The organism is Polymorphospora sp. A560 (genome assembly GCF_045781765.1).
In the GTDB taxonomy this organism is placed as follows: Bacteria; Actinomycetota; Actinomycetes; order Mycobacteriales; family Micromonosporaceae; genus Polymorphospora; species Polymorphospora lycopeni.
Genome location: NZ_CP122282.1, coordinates 6,906,712 through 6,926,849, shown reverse-complemented (window position 1 = coordinate 6,926,849; position 20,138 = coordinate 6,906,712). Strand labels below are relative to the sequence as shown.

The window sequence follows — 20,138 nt, the reverse complement described above, 5'->3', positions numbered from 1 at the left end:
CCGGCGTCGCCCATTCTTTTGCCTTCGCTCAGCGGCCGAGGAACTGCATCAGCGAGTCGGGTGCCTCCACGGTCTGGCCCGCCGGCGGTGCGGTGACGTGGACCGGGGCACCGAAGTCGGAGTACGTCATCTTGAGCGTGCCGAGCGTCGGCTCGACCGATGTGAGGTCGATGTCGAGCCCGGTGAGCCGGCCCTGCGCGTCGGTCGTCGCGGTGAACGGCAGCGCCTTCGCGTTGTCGCCCAGCGCCTGCTGGATCCCGAAGCTGCCGGCCGGCGTCTGGCTCAGGTCGAGGGTGCCGGAGAAGTTGGTCGGGCCGTCGCGCCGCGCCTCGACGACCGACTTGATCATCCGGTCGGCGCCGGCCGGATCGCCCTCGGGCAGGATGTCGAAGTCGGTGCCGGCGAGCCGGGCGACGTCGACGCGTACCCATTTCTCGCCGACGTCGGGCAGCCCGGGGACCTTGAGGTAGACGGTCTTGTCGACCGCCACGACCTCGATCTGCACCGCCTGGCCCTGGCCGGTGTCCAGCGCCATCGTCATCGTGCCCCGGTCACCCTGCGGGTCGAGCTGGCCCCGGCTGCTCAGGCCGGTCGCCTCCATGGTGACCCGGAGGCTGTCGTCGTTGAGTCGCTTCGCCGCGGTGCTCAGCGCCTCGACCGCGGCCGGGTCGGCCGAGGGGGCGGAGGTCGCGGATCCGGTCGGTGCCGGGGACGCCCCGGTGCCGTTCTGGTCGGCGGGCGCGGCGCAGCCGGCCACGCCGAGCGTGAGTACGGTGACGAGGCCGAGCCCCGTGGTCGCCATGCGTGGAATCTGCCTCATTGGCACAGGGGTAACCGTTCGCGCGGAACGGTAAACATCGATCACCGCATGTCGGTGGGGTACGCGGCGCCCGGATCGCGGACAGCCGGCGGTGGCGGGCGCGCGGCGGGCGGACGAGACCGCCGGCGGTACAGTCTGCGCATGGCAAAGGTGCTGGACACGGACGCGTTGCGTGGCGAGCTGGCGGGGCTCGAAGGCGACTGGGCCGGCGACTCCACGGCGATCACCCGCACGGCGGAGCTGCCCGGTTTCGTCGAGGCGATCGCGGTGGTCGACCGGATCGCCGTGGTCGCCGAGGAACTCGACCACCATCCCGACATCGACATCCGGTGGCGCACGCTGACCTTCCGGTGCGCCACCCACTCCGAGGGTGGCGTGACGGAGCGTGACATCGAGCTGGCCCGGCGAATCGACGAGATCATCGGAGCGGCGACATGAGGTTCGAGATCAGCAAGGTCCTCGACGCGATCGAGGGCCGCCTGACCACCGACCCGAAGCTGGCCCGGGCCGTGCTCGACCTGGCCGAGGTGGTGCGCTACGTCGACTTCGACGGTGGCCGGCCGGCCACCCTGCTGCGGCTCGGCATGGTGGTCGACGCGCTCGGCCGGCAGCTCGCCGAGGAGAACGTCCCGGTCTACGTCGTGGTGCACCGGGCGCTGCTGTCGGACGCCGACCTGACCTCCAACGAGCGGATGGTGGTCCGCCGCTGGGCCGACGACGGCGTCGTCGAGGTCCTGCCCAATCCCGGTGAGCGGGTGCTGGAGGTCGCCGACCTGCTCGGGCTGCCGGTGCTGAGCCGGTCCCGCTTCGACAACGCCGTCGGCCGCTACCCGTGGCTGGCCGACCAGCCGGGCCGGCTGCTCGCGCCGGTGCCCGCGGCCGGCGGCCCGGCGCTGGTCGCCCAGGTCGGCGGCGGGCACGAACCGACCTCGGCGGCACCGTCGCCGGTCGGTGTGCAGTTGCTCGGCCGGATGTGGCGCTGCCCCGACCCGGAGTGCTCCAGCTTCGGCTCGATGCGGGTCGGCCGGCCCGGCGGGCAGCCGCCGCCGACGTTGCGGACCGGCATGCCGACCTGTCCCCGGCACGACGAGCGGCTCACCGACGCGGGGCACCGGCCCCGGGCGGAGCTGTTGTCGGTACGCATCGACGGGATGGTCCGGCGGCGGTTCGTGGTCGCCGCCGACGACCCGGTCGTGGTCGGCCGGGCTCCGGAGGGTGGCGGGATCATTCTCGGCCAGTGGCTGACCGACGAGGCCCGGCGCTGGATCAGCCGCAGCCACGTCCGCTTCGAGTTGCAGGGCAGCGAGCTGGTCGCGCACGACGTCAGCACCAACGGGACCGGGGTGCGGCCGGGCGGCTCGACCGACGACGACCAGCGGGAGACGCTCAAGCGGCAGGCCCGCCCGCTCGGCCCGACGGACGTGGTCGAACTCTACGCGGGGGTGCAGATCGGCCGGTCCCGGCTGTGGCAGACCGGCGGGGTGGCCAACCCGACGTCGGTGATGGCCGAGGCACCGACGATGGCGATCCGGATCGCCGACCGCTGAGCCGCCGGCCGTCCGGCCCGCCGTCGGCCGGACCGGCGGTCGACCGGGGCACGGGGCGGTCGGCTGAGGAGAGGCGGACCGCCCGGCCCGCGAACCGCGGGCCGGGCGGTCCCGGATCAGTGCAGTACGGCGGCGAGCTGGGCGATCGCGTGGTCGATCTCGGCCGCCTCGACGACCAGCGGCGGGGCGAGCCGGATCGTCGAGCCGTGGGTGTCCTTGGCGAGCACGCCCCGCTCGGCCAGTCGTTCGCACGCCTGCCGGCCGGTCATCAGCGCCGGGTCGATGTCGACGCCGGCCCACAGCCCCCGGCCGCGTACGGCGACCAGGCCCTCGCCGACCAGCGAGCGCAGGCCGGCGTGCAGCCGTACGCCGAGTTCGGTCGAGCGGCGCTGGAACTCGCCGGTGCGCAGCAGCCGTACGACCTCGGTGGCGACCGCGCAGGCGAGCGGGTTGCCGCCGAACGTCGAGCCGTGCTGGCCGGGACGCAGCACGCCGAGCACGTTCCGGTCGGCGGCGACCGCGGAGACGGGCACGATGCCGCCGCCGAGCGCCTTGCCGAGCACGTACATGTCCGGCCGGACCCCTTCGTGGTCGCAGGCGAACGTCTCACCGGTCCGGCCCAGACCGGACTGGATCTCGTCGGCGATGAAGAGCACGTCGCGTTGCGTGCACAGGTCGCGTACGCCGGGCAGGTAGCCCGCCGGCGGGACGACCACGCCCTGCTCGCCCTGGATCGGCTCGATCAGTACGGCGACCGTGGTGTCGTCGATCGCGTCGGCGAGCGCGGCGAGGTCGCCGTACGGGACGATCCTGAACCCGGGGGTGTACGGCCCGAAGTCGTCGCGGGCGTCCGGGTCGGTGGAGAAGCTGACGATCGTGGTGGTGCGGCCGTGGAAGTTGCCGTCGGCCACGATGATCGTCGCCTGCCCGTCGGGCACGCCCTTGACCTGGTAGCCCCACTTACGGGCCACCTTGATCGCGGTCTCGACCGCCTCGGCGCCGGTGTTCATCGGCAGCACCAGGTCCTTGCCGCACAGTTCGGCCAGCTCCCGGCAGAAGGTGGCGAACTGGTCGTGGACGAACGCCCGGCTGGTCAGCGTGAGCCGGTCGAGCTGGGCGTGGGCGGCGGCGATCAGGGTCGGGTGCCGGTGGCCGAAGTTGAGCGCCGAGTAGCCGGCCAGGCAGTCCAGGTAGCGCCGGCCGTCTACGTCGGTCACCCAGGCGCCCTCGGCCTGCGCGATGACGACCGGCAGCGGGTGGTAGTTGTGCGCGGTCCAGCGCTCGGCGTCGCCGACCGCCGCCGGGGTACGCATCCGTTCGACGATCACCGGTTCGCCTCCCGCAGTTCGAGGGTGCAGCACTTCGGGCCGCCGCCGGCCTTGCGCAGTTCGGACATGTCGACGCCGATGGTGTGGTAGCCCCGCTCACGCAGCGCGGCGGCCAGTCCGGTCGCCTGCACCGGCAGGACCACGTTGCGGCCGTCGCTGACCGAGTTCAGCCCGAACACCGCGGCGTCCTCGGGCGTGGCGATCACCGCGTCCGGAAAGAGCCGGCGCAGCACCGCCTGGCTGCCCGGCGAGAACGCCTCGGGCAGGTAGGCCACGCTGTGCTCGTCGAGCACGAAGAGCGCGGTGTCGAGGTGGTAGTAGCGCGGGTCGACCAGTTGCAGGGTCACCGTCGGTCGCCCGAAGAGTTCCTGCGCCCGGGCGTGCGCGGCGTGCGTGGTGCGGAAGCCGGTGCCGGCGAGCAGCAGGTCACCGACGAGCAGCAGATCGCCCTCGCCCTCGTTGACGTGCTTGGCCTCGTGCACCTCGAACCCGGCCCGCGACAGCCAGGAGGCGTACGCGGGTGCCTCGTCGGCGCGCTGCGGGTCGCGGAACTGCACGGCGAGGGCCTGCCCGTCGACGACGGTGGCACCGTTGGCCGCGAAGACCATGTCGGGCAGGCCCGGCACGGCCGGGATCTCCTCGACGGTGTGGCCGAGGTCCAGGTAGACCTGCCGCAGCGTGGTCCACTGCGCGATCGCCAGGTCGGCGTCGGTCGGCGCGGTGGGGTCCATCCACGGATTGATCTTGTATTCCACGGCGAAGTACGTCGGCCGGCACATCAGGTAGCGCCGGCTGGTGGCGTCCAACGACATCTGTCCTGCTCCCGTGATCGGCGCGCCCGGCCGGGTTCGGCCACTGGGCTGGCGCTTGCCGCCAACGCTATGCGGCCGGCTTCGGCGGCATCTACCGTTCAGGGTTGCGTTCTGTCGCGGATCGTTGCGTGGATCGGGGCAGCAACCGTCGAATCGTTGCGTCGCCCCGCGAGTGACCCCGGACAGCGTTGAGGGGCGGCGAACCGCCGCCCCTCAATATGTGCTCTGCCAGAGGTGAACCACTTCGGGCGAGACTGCGGAACCGGTGAACCACCGCTTCCGTGCCAGCTCAGATACCCGTCAGAAGCGCTCGATAAACTGTGTGTCAAGCCACTCTCGGAACCGCACGACGGTGTCACCGTCCGTGGTCGGCCAGGCGAACTGGCCGGTCATCGCCAGGATGCCGATGACGACCGCCGCGAGCCCCAGCGCCAGGCCCAGCAGGGCCTCCGTCTTGCCCGAGATGTGGCGCCGGGCGGTGGCCGAGATGCCCGCCACCCCGAGCAGGGCGCCGACCGCGCCGATCCCGATGCCGTAGCCGGCCAGCGCGCCGGTGAGCACGAAGAGGATGCCGGCGACACCGAGGATCAGGCTGATCGTGGCCAGCAGGCTGGTCCGGGGACGCGGGCCGGTCGGCGCGACCGGCCGCTCCTCCTCGGTCTCCGGCGTACGGTCGACGACCGCCGCACCGGCACCGCCCGTGTCCCGGCGGTCGGCGCTCAGGTCCTCGGTGACGATCCGGTCGGTACGTGCCATTTCATCCTGGTCTGACCTGCGGTCAGGTGCCGGCGGCAGCACCGGCTCCGGCTTGCGGGTCTCGGTCCGCGGCCTCGTCGGGGCGGCCCCGGTCGCCGACCGGCTGCGGTAGGTCGTCGCCTCGTCACCCGGGCGGCCGGCGGCCGGGGCGGCATCGGCGGGAGCGGGCCGGGCCATGGTGGCGGTCGGGGTCGGCGCTTCCGAGCCGGCGGGACGCTCGTCGTCCCGCGTCGGCGCCGTCTCCTCCCGGCGCGCGAACGAAGGGATCCTTACCACAGCACACCTCCTGGTCAGTGCGTGGTGCCTCGGTGATGGCGCCTACGCGGGGAACACCATCGGAGTACCCCGATGGCCGACGAACCATGCCCGGGCCGCGGGGATAGGGTTTCGCTGTGCCTGAAGGTCACACCATCCACCGCCTCGCCCGCCGCCACCGCGAGCTATTCGCCGGTGACAAGGTCACCGTCGCCAGCCCGCAGGGCCGGTTCGAGACCGGCGCCGCGCTGCTGTCCGGCACGGTCCTGCGCGACACCGAGGCGTACGGCAAGCACCTGCTGCACCACTACGAGAACGACCTCGTCCTGCACGTGCACCTCGGGCTGTACGGCAAGTTCACCGACGGCGCGGGGGAACCGCCACCGCCGGTCGGCGAGGTACGGATGCGGGTCGCCTCCGACGCGTACTGGCTCGACCTGCGCGGACCGACCGCCTGCGAGGTGCTCGGCCCGCCCGAGACCCAGACGTTGCGGGACCGCCTCGGCGCCGACCCGCTGCGTGACGACGCCGACCCGGGCGCCGCGTACGCGCGCATCCGGCGCGGCTCGACCGCGCTGGCCGCCCTCCTGCTGGACCAGTCGGTGGTGGCCGGCACCGGTCTGATCTTCGTGACCGAGGTGCTCTTCCGGGCCGGGATCGCGCCGACCACCCCCGGCCACCGGCTGACCCCGGCCGCCTGGGAGAAGATCTGGACCGACCTGCGCGAGCTGATGGCCACGGCGGCCGGGACGGGCGTCATCGACACCGTCCGGCCCGAGCACCTGCCGGAGGCGATGGGGCGGGCGCCCCGGGTCGACCGGCACGGCGGCGAGGTCTACGTCTACCGCCGGGCCGACCTGCCCTGTCACGTCTGCGGGACCGAGGTCCGGCGCGGCACGCTGGGCGGCCGCAACTCCTACTGGTGCCCGACCTGCCAACCGGCCGGCTGACGCTCAGCCGCCGGCCAGCGCCTCGACCGCCCGCCGGGCGGCGATCAGCACCGGATCCCAGACCGGTGCGTACGGCGGGGCATACCCCAGGTCGAGGCCGGTCATCTCCTCCACCGTCATCTGGTTCCACAGCGCGACGGCCAGCGGGTCGATCCGCTTCGCCGCCTCGGACCGGCCGACGATCTGGGCGCCGAGCAGCAGCCCGCTGCGCCGCTCGGCGAGCAGCTTGACCGTCATCGGGTCGGCGCCGGGGAAGTATCCGGCCCGGTTCGTCGACTCGACCTTCACGGTGACGAACTCGTAGCCGGCCGCCGACGCGTCCTGTTCCCGCAGCCCCGTACGCGCCACCTCCAGCTCGCACACCTTGGTGACCGACGTACCGATGACGCCGGGGAACGTCGCGTAGCCGCCGCCGATGTTGATGCCGGCCACCCGGCCCTGCTTGTTCGCGTGGGTGCCGAGCGGCAGGTGCACCGCCTGCCCGGTGAGCCGGTGCACGGTCTGCACGCAGTCGCCGGCCGCCCACACCCCGTCCACCCCCATCACCCGCATGCGCAGGTCGACCTGGATTCCGCCGGTCGTCCCGACCGGCAGGCCGGCCCGCCGCGCGAGCGCGGTGTTGGGGCGTACGCCCAGGCCGAGCACGACCACGTCGGCCGGCAACTCGCCGGCGTCGGTGACCACCGCCGCCACCCGGCCGGCGCGCTCGGTGAGCCCGGTGACGGCGACCCCGCTGCGTACGTCGATCCCGATCCCGACCAGCGCGTCGCGGACCAGGGCCGCCATGTCGGGGTCGACGGTCGACATCGGCTGCGGACCCCGCTCGACCAGCGTCACCGACAGCCCGCGCCGGATCAGCGCCTCGGCCATCTCCACGCCGATGTAGCCGCCGCCGACCACGACCGCCGTACGCGGCCTCGGGTCGCCGTCGAGCCAGGCCCGCAGCGCCGAGCCGTCGTCGAGGGTCTGCACCCCGAACACCCCGGCCGCCGCCGTCCGCGCCCACGGCGGGTCGACCGGCACCGCGCCGGCGGCGTACACCAGCTGGTCGAAGTGCTCGTGGACCTCGCCCCCGCCGTCGAGGTCGCGGGCCACCACCACCCGGCGGTCCAGATCGATGGCGGTGACCTCGTGCCGGAGCCGGACGTCGATCCGGTACTTGTCGCGGAACACCTCCGGCGCCCGCGCGACCAGGTCGTCGCGGCTGTCGACCAGGCCCCCGATCCAGTACGGGATCCCGCACGCCGAGTACGACGTGAAGTGGCCCCGTTCGAAGGCGACGATCTCCAACTCGTCCGGACCCAGCCCGCGGCGGGCCTGGGACGCCGCCGACATGCCCGCCGCGTCGGCGCCGACGACAACCAGCCGGGTCAACTCAGCTCCTCGTCGCCGTGGCCAGGTGGTCGACCACGCTGCCCAGATCACCCGTACGGTCGTGCACGGCGCGCTGGCGGGCCGCCCCGGAGCCCTGACGGCGCAGCTTCTCCAGCAGCGGGGTGACGGTGTCGAGGTCGCCGTGCCGGGCCAGTTGCGGGCCGACCCGGTCGACGAGCCGGAGCAGCAGTTCCCAGGCCGGCCGCAGGCCGCCGCCGAGCAGGTCGACGGCCAGCCCCTCCAGCCCGTCGTGTGCCGCCCGCCAGTGCGCCGACACCAGCAGGTCGTGGTCGATCCGGGGCGCCGGCCGGCCGGCGGCGATGTCGTCGAGGGCGGCGCCGACCAGACCGCGTACGAGGGCGGCGACCAGGATCGTGTCGTCGAGGCTGGCGCAGACGTCGCCGATGCGGATCTCGACGGTCGGATAGCGGGCGGACAGCCGCGAATACCAGTAGAGCATCCCCTCGTCGAGGATCACCCCGGACTCGATCAGCTCCCGCAGCAGCCGCTCGTAGTGTTCGTGCGAGTCGAGCCAGGGCATCGGGCCGACCGACGGCCAGCGGTTCCACAGCATCGAGCGCCAGCTCGCGTAGCCGGTGTCGCGGCCGGCGTAGAACGGCGAGTTGGCCGTCGCGGCGTGCAGGACCGGCAGCCACGGGCGCAGGTGGTCGAGCACCCGGACACCGGTTTCCGGGTCGGGTACGCCGACGTGGACGTGCATCCCGTTGAGGCCCGGCCCCGGCACCAGCATCCCGTACCGCTCGATCATCCGGTGGAACCGCGGATTGTCGACCAGCGGCGGCACCGGGCCGTCGACCGGGCCGGTGCCGACCGCGAGCAGCCGTACGCCGGCCTGTTCGGCGGCGTCGGAGACGCCGGTACGCAGCAGCCCGAGCGAGTGCCGCAGCGCGTCGAGGCAGAGCCCCGGCGGACTGCCGATCTCGATCTGGCTGGTCTGGAACTCGAACTGCACCTGACCGCGCAGCTCGGGCGGTACGTTCGCCAGGACCGCGTCGACCGCCGACGCGGCGATCCCGGTCGCGGCGTCGACGAGAAGGAATTCCTCCTCGACCCCCACGGTCAGTAACTCCGACGTGCCCGCCGTCGCGGGTCTCACCTGCTCGGCCACCCCACCGGCCATCGCCGCCACCGCCGTTCTTCACCCCGTGCCCGGGCGGATGCCCGCGCCTGCCGTCCTGACTACCCACCGTCGCCGGTCGGGAAAACGCATCCCTTCTCATCCGGCCGCGCGTCGGTCCGCTTCGGCCGCGTCCGTTAGGGCCGCGCGTCGGTCTGGCCCGGCTGCGTCCGTTCGGCCGCGCGTCGGTCCGGTCCGGCCGCGTCAGTCGACGCGGGGCGGTGTCGGAACTGGCGGCGGAGCCGTAAGCTGGGCTGCGTGCCGGGGATGCTGATGAGCCTGATGGGCCTGTGGGCCTTCGCCCTGGCCCAGTTCGCCGCGCACTCCGCACACCCCGCCGAGTTGCTGGCCGGGGCGACCGTCGCCGTCGCGGCGCTGCTCGCGGTCGCCGTCGCGGTCCACCTGGTGGTCGCCGGCCCGCGGGGCGCGGATGAGAGCACCCGCACCGGCGCGACGCTGCGTGAGCGGGCCCGTCGTCGATCTTTGCCCCGCCTGCTCGATCCCGACGCCGCCGGCCGGCCACGGCCGCGAGCACCCGCACCGGGCCGGGTCCATCCCGTCCCGGCCGTGTAGCACCACTTTTCCTCCGCCGCTGCGCGGTCGATTCCACCGCACCTAAACCGTCCACATCGGACTGTCAAGCCGGGCCGCCGCATGCCGCCCGGACACGGAATCGAACCCAGAGGGATCACCCATGCTCGCCTTCGCGCCCCTCGACGCCGCGGTCACCGCCGCGTCGACCGCCGTCACCGCCCTGGCCGACCTCGTCGCCCCGCTCGCCGGCGGCGCCGCGACCGCCGCCGCCATCGTCCTGTTCACCTTCGCCGTACGACTGCTGATCTCGCCGCTGAGCTGGGCGCAGGTACGCGGCGAGCGGAGCCGTGCCGCGCTCGCCCCGCAACTGCGGGAGATCCAGCGCAAGTACGCCGACGACCCGGCCAGGATGCAGGCCGAAGTCGTCGGCCTCTACCGGTCGGCGGGTGCCTCGCCGCTCGCCGGCTGCCTGCCGGCACTGCTCCAGGCACCGTTCTTCCTCGTCATGTACCGCCTCTTCACCACCGCGGACCCGGATTCCGGGCTGCTCGCCGAACGGCTCGCCGGGGTGCCGCTCGGGCACCACGTCGCCGACGGACTCGGCGGGGCGGCGGGGCCGCTGTTCGCCGTACTCTTCGCCGCCCTGCTGGCGCTGGCCTGGTGGTCGTCGCGGCGGATGCGCCGTACGGCCGCCCTGGCCGCGGCGGCCGGCGCCGGGGCCGCCGCGCCCGCGAAGGCGGTGGGCCGGGCGGGGGAGCCGCAGCCCGATGTGGCGGCGCTGCTCGGCCGGATCATGCCGCTGCTGCCGTACGGGACCCTGATCGTCGCGGCGGTCGTCCCGCTGGCGGCGGTGCTCTACCTGGTGGCGACGACGGCGTGGACGGCGCTGGAGCACGCGGTGCTGCGCCGGCCGCAACCGGCTCCACTGGCCGTTCCGGTGCCCGGCCGGTGAGTCGCCGGCCCGCCCGCCAACATCCGCGTGATCAGGGGCGGTGGTCGGCGACGCGCCGACGACCCGCGCGATTTGGTCCCTGATCACGGGGATCTTGGGGTGGGACTTTAGGCAAATTTCAGGGACGGGGTCGGGGAGCGCTCTGGACATTAACAGTTAACAGTCCTAATAATTGGCCAACTGTTCGACGGCGGCCGATGCCGTGCCGGGTTGGGAGGACTGGTGATGAGACGCTCGAGATCCTTGTTGCTCGCGGTGGTGTCCGCACTCGCCGCAGGTGTGGGTGCGGTCTGGGTCGCCGGCCCGGCGCTGGCGGCGGGGCCCACCGCGACGTTCGTCAAGACGTCGGACTGGGGCTCCGGCTGGGAGGGGAAGTACACGGTCACCAACGGTGGCGCGACCGCCCTGTCGTCGTGGGCGGTGGCCTTCACCCTGCCGTCCGGTTCGTCGGTCAGTTCGTTCTGGGACGCCGACATGACCCGGTCGGGCCAGCGGTTCACGTTCCGCAACAAATCCTGGAACGGCAGCCTCGCGCCGGGCGCGTCGGTGTCGTTCGGCTTCATCGGCACCGGCTCCGGTTCGCCGACGGACTGCACCCTGAACGGCGCGGCCTGCGGCGGCGGCACCCCGCCCACCACGCCGCCACCCACCACCCCGCCGCCGACCACGCCACCGCCCACCACCCCACCGCCGACGACGCCGCCACCGACCACCCCGCCGCCGAACCCCAACGACGGCCTGCCCAAGCACTTCCTCACCGGCTACTGGCACAACTTCGACAACCCCGCAGTCGAGCTGCGGCTACGTGACGTACCGAACGAGTACGACCTGATCGCCGTCGCGTTCGCCGAGGCGACCAGCACCCCCGGCCAGGTCACCTTCGGCATCGACCCCGGCCTGTCGGCGTCGCTCGGCGGATACACCAACGCCCAGTTCAAGGCCGACGTCGCGACCCTGCACCAGCGCGGCAAGAAGGTCATCATCTCGATCGGCGGCGAGACCGGCCGGGTCCAGGTCAACGACTCCGCCTCGGCGACCGCGCTGGCCAACAGCCTCTACTCGATCATGCAGGAGTACGGCTTCGACGGCGTCGACATCGACCTGGAGAACGGCCTCAACCCGACCTACATGGCGCAGGCGATGCGTGCGCTGCGTAGCCGGATCGGGGCCAGCCTGATCATCACGATGGCGCCGCAGACCATCGACATGCAGAACCCGACGGTGTCGTACTTCAAGCTCGCGCTCGACATCAAGGACATCCTGACCGTCGTGCACACGCAGTTCTACAACTCGGGCTCGATGCTCGGCTGCGACCAGATGCAGGCGTACTCGCAGGGATCGGTGAACTTCATGACCGCGCTCGCCTGCATCCAGCTGGAGGCCGGTCTGCGGCCCGACCAGGTGGCCCTCGGCCTGCCGGCCGGACCGGGCGCGGCCGGCGGCGGGATCGTCGCCCCCGCGATGGTCAACCAGGCGCTCAACTGCCTGGCCCGGGCGACCAACTGCGGCAGCTTCCGCCCGCCGCGCACCTACCCCGGCATCCGGGGCGCGATGACCTGGTCGATCAACTGGGACGTCTCCAACGGCAACAACTTCGCCCGCACCGTCAAGCCGCACCTGGCGACGCTGCCATGACGGGAGTACGCATGAAGATCAGACCGCTACGCACGGCGGCGATCGCCGCCGGCCTGGCCGCCGCCGTCGCGGCGACCACCCTGGTCCTGGCCCCCTCGGCCGCCGCGGCCACCGCCACCTACGTCCGCACCTCGAGCTGGGGCAGCGGGTACGAGGCCAAGTTCACCGTCACCAACAACACGTCCTCGGCGATCAGCTCCTGGACGGTCGCGTTCGACCTGCCGACCGGCTCGCGGGTCAGTTCCTTCTGGGACGCCGACCTGACCACCGCAGGGCAGCGGGTGACGGCCCGGAACAAGTCGTGGAACGGCGCCCTCGGGGCGGGGGCCACCGCCTCGTTCGGGTTCATCGTCGCCGGCTCCGGCGACCCGACCAACTGCACCGTCAACGGCACCTCGTGCGGCGGCGGACCGGTCCCGACCACGCCCCCGGTGACCACCCCGCCACCGACCACGCCCCCGCCGACCGACCCGCCCCCGAACGGGGCGATGCGGGCGGCGCCGTACATCTACTCGTGGGGCAGCGTGCCGCCGATCAGCACGATCATGCAGACGACCGGCATCCGCTGGTTCACCAAGGCGTTCATCCTGTCCGGTGGTGGCTGCACCCCGGCCTGGGACGGCAGCCGGCCGCTGCTCGGCGGCACCGACGCCGCGCAGATCGCCCAGATCCGGGCGGCCGGCGGCGACGTGATCCCGTCGGTCGGCGGCTGGAGCGGCAACAAGCTCGGCCCGAACTGCTCGACGCCGCAGGCCCTGGCCGGCGCGCTCCAGCAGGTCGTGACCGCGCACAACCTCAAGGCGATCGACCTCGACGTGGAGAACACCGACGAGTTCGAGAGCGAGGTCGTGCAGGACCGGATCCTGAACGCGCTGAAGATCCTCAAGCAGAACAACCCGAACCTGAAGACCATCGTGACCATCGGTACGGCGACCACCGGTCCGACGTACTGGGGCACCCGGATGATCAACCGGGCGGCGGAGTTGCAGGCCAACGTCGACGTCTGGACGATCATGCCGTTCAACTTCGGCGGCGGGGCGGACATGTACACCTCGACGGTCAGCGCCGCCGAAGGGCTGAAGAACACGCTGAAGACCGCGTTCGGCTGGTCCGACGCGACGGCGTACGGCCGGATGGGCATCTCCGGGATGAACGGCCGGTCCGACCAGAACGAGATCACCACACCACAGCAGTGGACGCAGATCCGCGACTGGGCGAAGTCGAAGAACCTGGCCCGGCTGGCGTTCTGGTCGGTCAACCGGGACCGGCCGTGCCCGGGCGGCGGGCTGAGTTCGGAGTGCAGCAGCATCGCGCAGCAGAACTGGGAGTTCACCGCGATCACCGCGGGATTCTGATCGGATGGTGGAAGGCTGACCGCGGCGGGCGGCAACCCGTCGCGGTCAGCTCCGCGTCATCCGGCGGAGGCGCGGGCCTTCGCCCGCCGCTTGCGGAGCTTCTTCACCACCCACCAGGCGATCAGCACCACGAACAGCCCGATGATCGCGTAGTCGAAGTAGTTGTAGTAGCGGTCGACCTGCTGCCAGCGTGAGCCCAGCGCGAAGCCCAGCCCGATGAAGATCGAGTTCCAGATCCCGCTGCCCAGCGTGGTCAACGCGGTGAACTGCACCAGCGGCATCCGGTCGGCGCCGGCCGGGATCGACACCAGGCTGCGTACGACCGGCACCATCCGGCCGAACAGCACCGCCCACCGGCCGTGCCGCTCGAACCAGCGGTCGGCCTTCTCCAGGTCTTCGAGATCCACCAGCGGCACCTTGTCGAGCCAGCGCTTCAGCCGGTCCTCGCCGACCGCCGCGCCGAGCCAGTAGAGCAGCAGCGCGCCGAGCACCGAGCCGGCGGTCGCGGCGATCGTCACCAGGACGACGTCGACCCGGCCCTCGCCGGCCAGGTAACCGGCCATCGCCAGCACGATCTCGCTCGGGATGGGCGGGATGAGGTTCTCCAGCGCGACCAGGAGGCCGACGCCGACCTCGCCCATCGACTCGATGACACCGGCGACCCAGCCGGTCAACCCGCCGATCTCGGTCGGCTCGGCGGCAACGGCCATGGGGCATGCTCCCTCACCTGGAATCTTGCCTGATTCCGCTCTCTACCCCGGTGATCACCGAATCACACCCGGTGGGGCGCCGGCATACCTCGCGGTCACCGGGCGGGCAGAATGGCGTGATGGACACGGAGGTGGTCGGAATGGCGCTGTTGCGGTGGGCGATCGGTACGGTGTTGCGGCGTACCCGGCACGCGCAGGGGCGGATCCTGCGCGAGGTCGCGGCGGCGGCCGGTGTCTCCGTGCAGTACCTCTCCGAGGTCGAACGCGGTCGTAAGGAGGCCTCGTCCGAGATCCTCGCCGGCATCTGCCGGGCCCTGGACCTGCCACTGGTCGACCTGCTCGAGGAGGTCCGCGCCGAGTTGCTGCGGGGCGGCCGGGGGGCGGCCGGGCCGCGGGTCCGGCTCCTGGCCGCCGGCCATGGATCTGCCGTGGGCAGATCCGCCTCGGGCAGAACCACGGGCGTCCGGGTCCGGCGGTCCCGCACGCTGGTCACATGCAGCAGCCCCCGACGTCGTACGACGCCCAGCTTTTCGACCAGCTCCTGAAGGAACGCATCGTCCTGCTCGGCAGCGAGGTGACCGACCAGACGGCCAACGCGGTCTGTGCCCAGTTGCTCCTGCTGGCCGCGGCCGACCCGAAGCGCGACATCCACCTCTACATCAACTCTCCCGGCGGCTCGGTGAGCGCCGGTCTCGCGATCTACGACACGATGCGGTTCATCGGCAACGACGTGGCCACGATCGCGATGGGCCTGGCCGGCTCGATGGGGCAGTTCCTGCTCTGTGCCGGCACCGCCGGCAAGCGGTTCGCCCTGCCGCACACGCGGATCATGATGCACCAGCCGTCGGGCGGCTTCGGCGGCACGGTCGCCGACATCAGGATCCAGGCGGAGAACATGCTCTTCGTCAAACGGACCGTGCAGGAGCGGATCGCGTTCCACACCGGACAGCCGGTCGAGCAGATCGAACGCGACGCCGACCGGGACCGGTGGTTCACCGCCGAGCAGGCCCGCGAGTACGGCCTCATCGACGCCGTCATCAGCGCGACCACCGAGGTGCCCGGGTAGCCGACCGGTGGCCGGCGGTCCGGCGCGCGGGCGCTCGGACGGTCACCGGGTTAGGCTGCGGCCCCAGGCCCGTCACCGGCGAAAGGTCGCAGCATGTTCGAGGAGTCCCGCGTCGCCCTTGTCACCGGTGCCGCCCGTGGCATCGGTGCCGCCACCGCCCGGCGGCTCGCGGTCGACGGGTTCACGGTGGCCGTTCTCGACCTCGACGAGGCGGCCTGCGCCGACACGGTCGCGCAGATCACGCGCGACGGCGGCCGGGCGCTGGCCGTCGGGGCGGACGTGGCCGACGAGACCCAGGTCGGGGCCGCCGTCGACCGGGTGGCGGCCGAACTGGGCCCGCCCACCGTCCTGGTCAACAACGCCGGCGTGCTGCGCGACAACCTGCTCTTCAAGATGACCGGGGCGGACTGGGACACCGTGCTCGGCGTGCACCTCAAGGGTGCCTTCCTGGTCACCCGGGCGGTGCAGAAGCACATGGTCGACCAGCGGTACGGCCGCATCGTCAACCTGTCCAGCACCTCGGCCCTGGGCAACCGCGGGCAGGCCAACTACGCCGCGGCAAAGGCCGGCATGCAGGGCTTCACCAAGACGCTGGCCATCGAACTGGGACCGTTCGGGATCACCGCCAACGCGGTGGCCCCCGGCTTCATCGCGACCGACATGACGGCGGCCACCGCGGCCCGGCTCGGCGTCGACTTCGAGCAGTTGCAGAAGCAGGCCGCGGCCGAGACCCCGGTACGTCGGGTCGGGCGGCCCGAGGACGTCGCGCACACCATCGCCTTCCTGGTCAGCGAAGGTGCCTCGTTCGTGTCGGGGCAGGTGATCTACGTCGCCGGCGGGCCGCGCGACTGATGATCTAGGTTGCCGGCGGGCCGCGCGACTGATCCGGCTCAGGCCCGGGCGGACCGGGTCCGCCAGAGCCAGAGCAGGCCGAGCACGGGCAGCAGGAGCGGAATGTAGCCGTACCCCTCGCCGAAGCCCGACCACACCGTGTCGTCGGGGAACGCGGACGGGACGAGCAGGCTCGCGGTGCCGACGACGAGCACCCCGACGAGTTCGATCGTGCAGCACACCAGCGCGATCCGCCGGCCGAGTTCGCCGGCCCGGGCCAGGCCGTAGGTGGCGATGATGTAGACCACCGCGGCGAACGCCGACAGCAGGTAGGCCAGCGGCGCCTCGCCGAAGCGGGTCGCGATCTGCAGGCCGGCGCGGGCGGTCGCCGCGATCGCGAAGAGCAGGTAGACGGCGATCAGCACCCGGCCGGGGCCGCCGTTGAGCATCCGCGACACCCGGGTGTCCGTACGCGGTTCAGGCACCGGCCACCTCCCAGGTCTGCTGCAGCCGTACGACCAGCACCGGGATGACCAGGCAGACGACGGTGACGATGATGGAGCCCCACCGGGTCGGTTCCATCCGGGCGAGCACGGCGGCGATCGGCGGCAGGCAGACGATCGTGGCGAGGTAGCCCCAGAAGGTGCCGGGCTCGGCGGGACTTTCCCCGCCGGCGATCGCCACCAGGGCCGCGACGCCGAGGGCGAGGATCGCGACCTCGACCACGGCGAGGCCGATCAGGTGGGACCGGTCGGGGGCCCGGTCGCGCACGGTCGCGACCAGCCCCCACGCCGCCAGCGCGAGGGCGAGCACGATCGTCAGGGTTTCGAGAGCGCCGTTCACGGCCACACTCTACTAACGCCTGTAGTAAGGCGATCCGCGGATGGCGCTTCTGGAATCGATCATGTGAAACAGATCAATATGCGGCTATAGTTCTCGGGCATGGGCGGGACGGGCATGTGGGCTTTGCCGGTCGTAGGCGGATGTGTCCTGTTGGCCATGGTCGTCCTCGCGTTGATCCTCGACCGTCCGCGTGGGCCCCGCCCCGACCTCGGGCAGCTCCGGGCCGAGGCCACCGGGCTGGCCGCGCACGCGGTCGCCGCCCAGGAGCGGGCCGGCCGGGCCGGTGCGGCCGCGGTCGAGGCCCGCTCGGCGGCGCTGGCCGCGCGGCGGGCCCGCGACGAGGCGTGGACCGCCCAGGAGCGGGCCGCGAAGGGCTACCACCTGGCCTGGCAGGAGGTGCTGGCGGCGCGGGAGACGGCGGGGGCGGTCGACGTCACCGGCGGCCGGGACCGGACGGTGACCCGGGCGGCGCTGTCGGCGTACCGGCGGGGCGACATCTCGATCGACGAGCTGCGCCGGGTGTGGTCCGGCGCGGACGGGGCCGACCCGGTGCTGGCCGATCGCGAGCGGGCCGCCGAACGGTGGCGGATGCGGGAGCTGGGGGCGCGGCGGGTCCACGACCGGGCCAACCTGGCGCTGCGCCGGGCCGACGAGGCGGCCGGGATCGCCGAGTGTGCGGCGCGGGCGCTGCTCGACGAGGCCGTGGTGGCGGCGACCGAGGCACACGAGGCGATGCTCGCGGTCGAGTGGCGGGCGAGCCGGTCCCGGTTGCGCTGACGTCACGTACGGGCGGGAGAATTCCGACAAAAGTGGCAAGTGTCGTCCGGGGTGGCGGCGGTCGGGACTGATAGCTTCCGCTCATGATCGATGGTGGTCGCCGGGTGGCCGTCGCCCTGCGGATCGTGACCGTGCTGGCGGTGCTGGTCGGGGTCGGGGTGACCGCGGTCGGCGCCGACACCCTGCCCGGACTGCTGCCCTACTTCACCATCCAGAGCAACCTGCTGCTCGGCTGCTTCGCCGCGTACGCCGCCCTGCTCGCCGGGGGCGACGGGCAGCCGCCGGCGGTGGTCAAGGGCGCGGTCACCACCTACATGGTCATCACCGGGCTGGTCTACCACCTCGTGCTGATGAACGGCTCCGGCGAGTTCTCCATGGCCGACGAGGCCGCCGCCGCGTCGGCGCTGCTCCAGCTCGGCAACCAGCTCACCCACACCCTGACCCCGATCCTCGCGGTCCTCGACTGGCTGCTGCTCGACCGGTCCCGGGCCCGCTTCCGGTACGCGCTGCTCTGGCTGGCGTACCCGCTGGCCTACCTGGCCTTCGCGCTGGTCCGCGGCCTGGTCGTCGGGACCTACCCGTACCCGTTCGTCGACGTGACCGAGCTGGGCTACGGCGGGATCGCCGTCAACACCCTGGTGTTCGGCGGCGCCTTCTATCTCATCGGGCTGGCCGTCGTGGCCGCCAACCGGGCGGTGACGGGACCGCGCCGGGGGCGCGGAACGGCCCCGGCCGCCGGTCGGGCAGACTGACCGGCGACGAGGCGACCGGAGGGGGCGGGATGGGACTGCGGTTCGGGCTGTTCGGCACCGGCAACTGGGCGGCGAACGCGCACGCCCCCGCGATCGTCGGGCACCCGGGGGCCGAACTCGTCGGCGTCTTCGGCCGCGACCCGGCCAAGGCCGCCGACCTCGCCGACCGCTACGGCGCCCGCCCCTACCACGACGCCGACGAACTCATCGCCGACGTCGACGCGGTCGCCGTCGCGCTGCCGCCCGACGTGCAGGCCCCGATCGCCGTACGGGCCGCGCAGGCCGGCAGGCACCTGCTCCTCGACAAGCCGCTCGCGCTCGACCTCGCCGAGGCCGACCGGGTGGTCGACGCCGTACGGCGCACCGGGGTCGCCTCGGTCGTCTTCTTCACCAACCGTTTCCGCGGCACCGTCGTCGACTTCCTCGACGGGGCGGTGACCACCGGCGGCTGGACCGGCGCCCGGGCGATCCTCTTCGCGTCGATCTTCGAGCCGGGCAGTCCGCACCTCGGCTCGACCTGGCGGCGCCGGCACGGCGGGCTGTGGGACGTCGGGCCGCACCTGCTCTCGGTGGTCGTACCGGTGCTCGGGCCGGTCACCCACGTCGCCGCGATGGACGCCCCGGACCACACCGTGCACCTGCTGCTGCGGCACGCCGGGGGCGCGGCCAGCACCATGTCACTGACCGTCGACGCCCCGCCCGCCGCCCGGACGAACGAGGTCACCTTCTACGGGACGGCGGGGCTGGCGACCGTGCCGCCCGGCGAGACCACCGCGGTCGAGGCGCTCACCACCGCCGTCGACCTGCTGCTCGACGAGATCGCCACCGGGGCCCGGGGCGGGCTGCTCGACGTCCGGTTCGGCCGCGACGTGGTTGCCGTACTCGCCGCCGCCGAACTGGCCCGGTCCGGCGCCGGCACGGTGGCGGTCGCCCCGGCCCGCTGACCGGCGGCTGGGGGACATCCCCCGTACGCCACTCAGGGTCGGTCTCCTACCCGGGGCCTACTCCGTACGGCCCGGTCTGCGCCGAAGGGGCAGGCCCGACTCCGCTGTCAGCAGGTCGCGGATGTCAGAGGGGGTGCCTAGGCTCGGTACGTGGAGCTGATCAGGGTGCAGGCACTGTCGACGACCCGTCTGGACGTGACCGTGGACGCCGCCGGTGACACGCTGGAGGTGCGGGTCGTCGGGGAGATCGACATCGCCAATGTCGACGAGTTCCGGGTGCTGCTGTGGTCGCTACCGGCCGGCGCGACGACCGCCCGGCTGGATCTGTCCGGCCTCGAGTTCCTCACCGCGGCGGGGGTCCGTGCGCTGATCGCCGCGCACCTGCGGCTGCGCGCCCGGGGCACCCAACTCGTGCTGTGCCGGCCGACCCCGCTGGTACGGCGCGTACTGCGGGTCAGCCGGGTGAACCGGGTCATCCCGGTCGTCGGCTCGGCCCGACCGGCGGCGGATCAGCCGTCCGCCGGACAGTGGGGCGGCGAATCGCGAGGAACCGAGCGGCCCGCCAGCCGGCCGGGCGTCGAGCGGCCGGGACCGGAGAAGGTGACGTCGGACAAGGCCGGCCAGCGGGTCTGGCAGCCCGGCCCGCTCCGCGACGCCCACCACCCGGTCCGCTGCGGCCGGGCCGCCTGACCAGGGTTCCGGCCGACCGGGCGAGCACCGGCCGGGTCCGCCCCGCCGGTGCCCGGGCCGTGTCGGCCA

Annotated in this window: 21 protein-coding genes and 2 pseudogenes; 14 read left to right on the top strand and 9 right to left on the bottom strand. The window is 72.8% G+C overall.

The features are described 5' to 3' along the window. Positions 1-28: 28 nt before the first annotated feature. On the bottom strand, positions 29-802 hold the full coding sequence (locus tag QCD66_RS31170) for a hypothetical protein (RefSeq protein ID WP_375736348.1): 774 nt from the start codon (positions 800-802) through the stop codon (positions 29-31). A 159-nt stretch (positions 803-961) separates the two neighbouring features. Between QCD66_RS31170 and QCD66_RS31165 the strand changes: the two genes are divergently transcribed. Together QCD66_RS31165 and QCD66_RS31160 are read left to right on the top strand one after the other, a co-directional pair. Further along, positions 962-1,258, top strand: coding sequence for a 4a-hydroxytetrahydrobiopterin dehydratase (locus QCD66_RS31165; protein ID WP_364218277.1), 297 nt, complete (start codon positions 962-964; stop codon positions 1,256-1,258). After that, the gene (locus tag QCD66_RS31160) at positions 1,255-2,367 is read left to right on the top strand and encodes an FHA domain-containing protein (RefSeq protein ID WP_364218279.1); all 1,113 of its coding nucleotides are present in this window, start codon (positions 1,255-1,257) and stop codon (positions 2,365-2,367) included. Before QCD66_RS31165 ends, QCD66_RS31160 begins: the two co-directional genes overlap by 4 nt. Positions 2,368-2,483: 116 nt before the next feature. Here the strand turns inward: QCD66_RS31160 and rocD are convergent, their stop codons facing one another. From rocD to QCD66_RS31145, 3 genes are all read right to left on the bottom strand, one after another. Beyond that, on the bottom strand, positions 2,484-3,680 hold the full coding sequence (rocD, locus tag QCD66_RS31155) for an ornithine--oxo-acid transaminase (RefSeq protein WP_375736358.1): 1,197 nt from the start codon (positions 3,678-3,680) through the stop codon (positions 2,484-2,486). Positions 3,681-3,691: 11 nt separating this feature from the next. Beyond that, positions 3,692-4,501: a dimethylargininase gene (ddaH, locus tag QCD66_RS31150; protein ID WP_375736359.1), complete on the bottom strand. Its 810-nt coding sequence runs from the start codon at positions 4,499-4,501 to the stop codon at positions 3,692-3,694. 306 nt (positions 4,502-4,807) lie between these two features. Continuing rightward, on the bottom strand, positions 4,808-5,539 hold the full coding sequence (locus QCD66_RS31145; protein WP_375736349.1) for a thrombospondin: 732 nt from the start codon (positions 5,537-5,539) through the stop codon (positions 4,808-4,810). Between the two features lie 116 nt (positions 5,540-5,655). Here QCD66_RS31145 and QCD66_RS31140 point away from each other — a divergent pair, with 116 nt between their 5' ends. Next, positions 5,656-6,468 (top strand): Fpg/Nei family DNA glycosylase, encoded by an 813-nt coding sequence (locus QCD66_RS31140; RefSeq protein WP_375736350.1) that lies wholly within the window; start codon positions 5,656-5,658, stop codon positions 6,466-6,468. Between the two features lie 3 nt (positions 6,469-6,471). On the opposite strand, the gene QCD66_RS31135 is transcribed toward QCD66_RS31140, so the two are convergent. Both QCD66_RS31135 and QCD66_RS31130 read right to left on the bottom strand, forming a co-directional pair. After that, positions 6,472-7,842 (bottom strand): FAD-dependent oxidoreductase, encoded by a 1,371-nt coding sequence (locus QCD66_RS31135; protein WP_364218287.1) that lies wholly within the window; start codon positions 7,840-7,842, stop codon positions 6,472-6,474. A gap of 1 nt (position 7,843) precedes the next feature. Then, positions 7,844-8,983: a glutamate--cysteine ligase gene (locus QCD66_RS31130; protein WP_375736352.1), complete on the bottom strand. Its 1,140-nt coding sequence runs from the start codon at positions 8,981-8,983 to the stop codon at positions 7,844-7,846. Between the two features lie 264 nt (positions 8,984-9,247). Here QCD66_RS31130 and QCD66_RS31125 point away from each other — a divergent pair, with 264 nt between their 5' ends. The 4 genes from QCD66_RS31125 to QCD66_RS31110 all read left to right on the top strand — a co-directional run bounded on the left by QCD66_RS31125 (position 9,248) and on the right by QCD66_RS31110 (position 13,456). Then, positions 9,248-9,553, top strand: a complete 306-nt coding sequence (locus tag QCD66_RS31125; RefSeq protein ID WP_375736360.1) for a DUF6412 domain-containing protein — start codon at positions 9,248-9,250, stop codon at positions 9,551-9,553. A 121-nt stretch (positions 9,554-9,674) separates the two neighbouring features. Beyond that, on the top strand, positions 9,675-10,466 hold the full coding sequence (locus tag QCD66_RS31120; RefSeq protein ID WP_375736353.1) for a YidC/Oxa1 family membrane protein insertase: 792 nt from the start codon (positions 9,675-9,677) through the stop codon (positions 10,464-10,466). Positions 10,467-10,691: 225 nt separating this feature from the next. Then, complete coding sequence (locus QCD66_RS31115; protein ID WP_407566896.1) at positions 10,692-12,101, top strand: chitinase; 1,410 nt, start codon at positions 10,692-10,694, stop codon at positions 12,099-12,101. Positions 12,102-12,112: 11 nt separating this feature from the next. Next, the gene (locus QCD66_RS31110) at positions 12,113-13,456 is read left to right on the top strand and encodes a cellulose binding domain-containing protein (RefSeq protein ID WP_375736354.1); all 1,344 of its coding nucleotides are present in this window, start codon (positions 12,113-12,115) and stop codon (positions 13,454-13,456) included. A gap of 56 nt (positions 13,457-13,512) precedes the next feature. Here QCD66_RS31110 and QCD66_RS31105 read toward each other — a convergent pair whose 3' ends face one another. Continuing rightward, a complete protein-coding gene (locus tag QCD66_RS31105) occupies positions 13,513-14,166 on the bottom strand; it encodes a DedA family protein (RefSeq protein WP_375736355.1) in 654 nt (217 codons plus the stop codon). 140 nt (positions 14,167-14,306) lie between these two features. On the opposite strand from QCD66_RS31105, the pseudogene QCD66_RS31100 reads away from it, so the two are divergent. The 3 genes and pseudogenes from QCD66_RS31100 to fabG all read left to right on the top strand — a co-directional run. After that, positions 14,307-14,534, top strand: a pseudogene (locus QCD66_RS31100) (helix-turn-helix domain-containing protein); the annotation flags it as partial. A gap of 125 nt (positions 14,535-14,659) precedes the next feature. Further along, positions 14,660-15,232 (top strand): ATP-dependent Clp protease proteolytic subunit, encoded by a 573-nt coding sequence (locus QCD66_RS31095; protein WP_357523961.1) that lies wholly within the window; start codon positions 14,660-14,662, stop codon positions 15,230-15,232. Between the two features lie 93 nt (positions 15,233-15,325). After that, positions 15,326-16,084, top strand: a complete 759-nt coding sequence (gene fabG, locus QCD66_RS31090; RefSeq protein ID WP_375736356.1) for a 3-oxoacyl-ACP reductase FabG — start codon at positions 15,326-15,328, stop codon at positions 16,082-16,084. 4 nt (positions 16,085-16,088) lie between these two features. On the opposite strand, the pseudogene QCD66_RS31085 reads toward fabG, so the two are convergent. After that, positions 16,089-16,512, bottom strand: a pseudogene (locus QCD66_RS31085) (hypothetical protein). A gap of 28 nt (positions 16,513-16,540) precedes the next feature. Then, positions 16,541-16,912: a hypothetical protein gene (locus QCD66_RS31080; RefSeq protein WP_407566895.1), complete on the bottom strand. Its 372-nt coding sequence runs from the start codon at positions 16,910-16,912 to the stop codon at positions 16,541-16,543. A 144-nt stretch (positions 16,913-17,056) separates the two neighbouring features. Between QCD66_RS31080 and QCD66_RS31075 the strand changes: the two genes are divergently transcribed. The 4 genes from QCD66_RS31075 (at position 17,057) to QCD66_RS31060 (ending at position 20,069) form a co-directional block, all read left to right on the top strand. Further along, on the top strand, positions 17,057-17,683 hold the full coding sequence (locus tag QCD66_RS31075) for a hypothetical protein (RefSeq protein WP_407566894.1): 627 nt from the start codon (positions 17,057-17,059) through the stop codon (positions 17,681-17,683). A gap of 83 nt (positions 17,684-17,766) precedes the next feature. Next, a complete protein-coding gene (locus QCD66_RS31070; RefSeq protein ID WP_364218302.1) occupies positions 17,767-18,435 on the top strand; it encodes a Pr6Pr family membrane protein in 669 nt (222 codons plus the stop codon). Positions 18,436-18,464: 29 nt separating this feature from the next. Beyond that, the gene (locus tag QCD66_RS31065; RefSeq protein ID WP_364218304.1) at positions 18,465-19,379 is read left to right on the top strand and encodes a Gfo/Idh/MocA family oxidoreductase; all 915 of its coding nucleotides are present in this window, start codon (positions 18,465-18,467) and stop codon (positions 19,377-19,379) included. 150 nt (positions 19,380-19,529) lie between these two features. After that, a complete protein-coding gene (locus QCD66_RS31060; RefSeq protein WP_375736295.1) occupies positions 19,530-20,069 on the top strand; it encodes an STAS domain-containing protein in 540 nt (179 codons plus the stop codon). Positions 20,070-20,138 lie beyond the last annotated feature (69 nt).

Excerpts from the sequence above, each read along its gene's own strand:
- QCD66_RS31170 (WP_375736348.1), bottom strand. The coding sequence starts at position 802 with ATGGCGACCACGGGGCTCGGCCTCGTCACCGTACTCACGCTCGGCGTG.
- QCD66_RS31165 (WP_364218277.1), top strand. The coding sequence starts at position 962 with ATGGCAAAGGTGCTGGACACGGACGCGTTGCGTGGCGAGCTGGCGGGG.
- QCD66_RS31160 (WP_364218279.1), top strand. The coding sequence starts at position 1,255 with ATGAGGTTCGAGATCAGCAAGGTCCTCGACGCGATCGAGGGCCGCCTG.
- rocD (WP_375736358.1), bottom strand. The coding sequence starts at position 3,680 with ATGCGTACCCCGGCGGCGGTCGGCGACGCCGAGCGCTGGACCGCGCAC.
- QCD66_RS31130 (WP_375736352.1), bottom strand. The coding sequence starts at position 8,983 with ATGGCCGGTGGGGTGGCCGAGCAGGTGAGACCCGCGACGGCGGGCACG.
- QCD66_RS31125 (WP_375736360.1), top strand. The coding sequence starts at position 9,248 with ATGCTGATGAGCCTGATGGGCCTGTGGGCCTTCGCCCTGGCCCAGTTC.
- QCD66_RS31120 (WP_375736353.1), top strand. The coding sequence starts at position 9,675 with ATGCTCGCCTTCGCGCCCCTCGACGCCGCGGTCACCGCCGCGTCGACC.
- QCD66_RS31115 (WP_407566896.1), top strand. The coding sequence starts at position 10,692 with ATGAGACGCTCGAGATCCTTGTTGCTCGCGGTGGTGTCCGCACTCGCC.
- QCD66_RS31110 (WP_375736354.1), top strand. The coding sequence starts at position 12,113 with ATGAAGATCAGACCGCTACGCACGGCGGCGATCGCCGCCGGCCTGGCC.
- QCD66_RS31105 (WP_375736355.1), bottom strand. The coding sequence starts at position 14,166 with ATGGCCGTTGCCGCCGAGCCGACCGAGATCGGCGGGTTGACCGGCTGG.
- QCD66_RS31095 (WP_357523961.1), top strand. The coding sequence starts at position 14,660 with ATGCAGCAGCCCCCGACGTCGTACGACGCCCAGCTTTTCGACCAGCTC.
- fabG (WP_375736356.1), top strand. The coding sequence starts at position 15,326 with ATGTTCGAGGAGTCCCGCGTCGCCCTTGTCACCGGTGCCGCCCGTGGC.
- QCD66_RS31070 (WP_364218302.1), top strand. The coding sequence starts at position 17,767 with ATGATCGATGGTGGTCGCCGGGTGGCCGTCGCCCTGCGGATCGTGACC.
- QCD66_RS31065 (WP_364218304.1), top strand. The coding sequence starts at position 18,465 with ATGGGACTGCGGTTCGGGCTGTTCGGCACCGGCAACTGGGCGGCGAAC.